Source organism: Sphingomonas sp. Leaf21 (assembly GCF_916858675.1).
Classification (GTDB): domain Bacteria; phylum Pseudomonadota; class Alphaproteobacteria; order Sphingomonadales; family Sphingomonadaceae; genus Sphingomonas.
The window spans coordinates 1-3,354 of sequence record NZ_CAKASM010000046.1; the positions used below are offsets into that span (position 1 = coordinate 1).

Sequence of the window (3,354 nt, forward strand, 5' to 3'; positions counted from 1 at the left end):
TGGGGCGGGCTGTGTGTGGTGTGGTTGCGGGGGCAGGATTTGAACCTGCGGCCTTCAGGTTATGAGCCTGACGAGCTACCGGGCTGCTCCACCCCGCGACGCGTAGGTAAGGGGAGACGATGTGAATGGGTTTTTGTGTTCGCGGGCTGTAATGCCTGGCGACGCCCTACTCTTCCACTGCTTGAGCAGTAGTACCATTGGCGCAGTCGGGTTTCACGGCCGAGTTCGGGATGGGATCGGGTGGGACACCGACGCTATGGCCACCAGGCAATAGAGTCCGCGAACACTGACCTCGTTGCCGTGTGGGCGACGAGGTGGTTTGGGTATAAAATCGATGCGGTGCACTGGCTGTGTTGATGACCAGACCCTCTTGCCATCGGCCCAGGGCTGATGGTGGGGGTGTGGAGCTCTCAAGCGCGAATAGGACAATTAGTATCGGTTAGCTCCATGCGTTACCGCACTTCCACATCCGATCTATCAAGGTCGTGGTCTTCGACCGTCCTGAGAAATCTTATCTCGAGGGAGGCTTCCCGCTTAGATGCTTTCAGCGGTTATCCCGTCCGTACATAGCTACCCTGCTGCGCCGTTGGCACGACGACAGGTACACCAGAGGTACGTTCAACCCGGTCCTCTCGTACTAGGGTCAACTCCTCTCAAATTTCGACGCCCACGGCAGATAGGGACCAAACTGTCTCGCGACGTTCTGAACCCAGCTCACGTACCACTTTAATTGGCGAACAGCCAAACCCTTGGGACCTGCTCCAGCCCCAGGATGTGATGAGCCGACATCGAGGTGCCAAACAACCCCGTCGATATGAGCTCTTGGGGGTTATCAGCCTGTTATCCCCGGCGTACCTTTTATCCGTTGAGCGATGGCCCTTCCACGAGGGACCACCGGATCACTATGACCGACTTTCGTCTCTGCTCGACTTGTCAGTCTCGCAGTCAGGCTGGCTTATGCCATTGCACTCTAACAGCCGGTTTCCAACCGGCCTGAGCCAACCTTCGCGCGCCTCCGTTACTCTTTAGGAGGCGACCGCCCCAGTCAAACTACCCGCCACAGAGGGTCCCTGTACCGGTTTCACGGTACGAGGTTAGACATTAGATAACAACAGGGTGGTATTTCACCTATGGCTCCACACCGGCTGGCGCCGATGCTTCAAAGCCTCCCACCTATGCTACACAGTTCTTATCCAATGCCACTCTGAAGCTGCAGTAAAGGTGCACGGGGTCTTTCCGTCTAACCGCGGGTACTCCGCATCTTCACGGAGAATTCAATTTCGCTGAGCATGTCCTGGAGACAGTGGGGAAGTCGTTACGCCATTCGTGCAGGTCGGAACTTACCCGACAAGGAATTTCGCTACCTTAGGACCGTTATAGTTACGGCCGCCGTTTACCTGGGCTTCATTTCAGAGCTTGCACTCCTCCACTTAACCTTCAGGCACCGGGCAGGCGTCAGGCCCTATACGTCGTCTTGAAGCCGACTTAGCAGAGCCCTGTGTTTTTGCTAAACAGTCGCTACCCCCTGGCCTGTGCCCCCCATGATGGCTTGCGCCTACATGGGGCCTCCTTCTTCCGAAGGTACGGAGGCAATTTGCCGAGTTCCTTCAGGACACTTCTCTCAAGCGCCTTGGTATACTCTACCTGACCACCTGTGTCGGTTTCGGGTACGGTCTATACGGTGGGGCTATTTCCCGGGACTTCTTCGAAGCACGTCCAATCCGTTAAGGACGTACAACACACGAAATCCGTCACACACCACCAGGCCCACGAATATTAACGTGGTTCCCATCGACTACCCCCTTCGGGCTCGTCTTAGGGGCCGGCTCACCCTGCGCGGATTAGCCTTGCGCAGGAACCCTTGGTCTTTCGGCGAGAGGGCATCTCACCCTCTTTATCGCTACTCATGTCTGCATTCGCACTTCCGATACCTCCACGACCCATTACCAGATCGCTTCGCAGGCTTACGGAACGCTCCGCTACCGCGTACGCATAAGCGTACACCCTAAGCTTCGGTGCGTGTCTTGAGCCCCGTTACATCTTCGCCGCAGAAACCCTTGTTTAGACCAGTGAGCTGTTACGCTTTCTTTAAAGGATGGCTGCTTCTAAGCCAACCTCCTGGTTGTTTTGGGATTTCCACATGCTTTCCCACTTAGACACGACTTGGGGACCTTAGCTGTAGGTCAGGGCTGTTTCCCTTTTGACGACGGACCTTAGCACCCGCCGTCTGTCTCCCGAGTATCACTCATAGGTATTCGGAGTTTGGTTAGTATTGGTAGATCTCGCGACCCCCGCAACCATCCAGTGCTCTACCCCCTATGGTGTCCGCTCGAGGCACTACCTCAATAGTTTTCGCGGAGAACCAGCTATTTCCCGGCTTGATTGGCCTTTCACCCCTAAGCACAACTCATCCGGTAACTTTTCAACGTTAATCGGTTCGGACCTCCAGTGCGTGTTACCGCACCTTCATCCTGGTCATGCATAGATCGCCGGGTTTCGGGTCTAATACTTCAAACTAAAGCGCCCTATTCAGACTCGCTTTCGCTGCGCCTACACCTATCGGCTTAAGCTTGCTTGAAACATTAAGTCACAGACCCATTATGCAAGAGGTACGCTGTCAGGCCCTAAAGACCCTCCAACTGCTTGTAGGCAATCCGTTTCAGGTACTGTTTCACTCCCCTCATCGGGGTGCTTTTCACCTTTCCCTCACGGTACTAGTTCGCTATCGGTCATGTACGAGTATTTAGGCTTGGAGGGTGGTCCCCCCATGTTCAGACAGGATTTCACGTGTCCCGCCCTACTCGAGTCTCAGATCATCACTTTCGCATACGGGACTGTCACCCGCTATGGTGCTACTTTCCAGAAGCTTCTGCTAGTTGAAATCTGAGCACTGGCCTGGTCCGCGTTCGCTCGCCACTACTAACGGAATCTCGGTTGATGTCTTTTCCTCCGGCTACTGAGATGTTTCAGTTCACCGGGTTCGCTTCTCGAAACCTATGTATTCAGCTTCAAGATACCTAGCCCGCCTAACCCTCACAGAGCCACACGTCAGCACGCTTGGAAAGCGTGCCGCCGAGCGGCTCAGCTAGGATTAAACGGATAGGTGGGTTTCCCCATTCGGAAATCGTCGGGTCAAAGGTTGCTCACACCTCACCGACGCTTATCGCAGCGTGCCACGTCCTTCATCGCCTGTACATGCCAAGGCATCCACGAATTGCCCTTACCTCACGCTTGAGAGCCCACACCACCACCATCAACGCTGGGCATCCCTCTCAGGATGCCGACTCGGCAGAGCAGCGCGATGTGGCTCAATTGGTGTGGTCATTAAATACTCAGCCAGATATTGTGAATTGC

General features: G+C 55.0%; 1 tRNA gene and 2 rRNA genes. All 3 read right to left on the bottom strand.

The annotated features are described in order from the left end of the window. Nucleotides 1–21: 21 nt before the first annotated feature. The 3 genes from LRP66_RS18110 to LRP66_RS18120 all read right to left on the bottom strand — a co-directional run bounded on the left by LRP66_RS18110 (nt 22) and on the right by LRP66_RS18120 (nt 3,234). Nucleotides 22–98 (bottom strand) — tRNA-Met (locus tag LRP66_RS18110). Nucleotides 99–153: 55 nt separating this feature from the next. Beyond that, nucleotides 154–268, bottom strand: a 5S ribosomal RNA gene (gene rrf / locus LRP66_RS18115). A gap of 141 nt (nt 269–409) precedes the next feature. Further along, nucleotides 410–3,234 (bottom strand): 23S ribosomal RNA (locus LRP66_RS18120). Nucleotides 3,235–3,354: the final 120 nt, after the last annotated feature.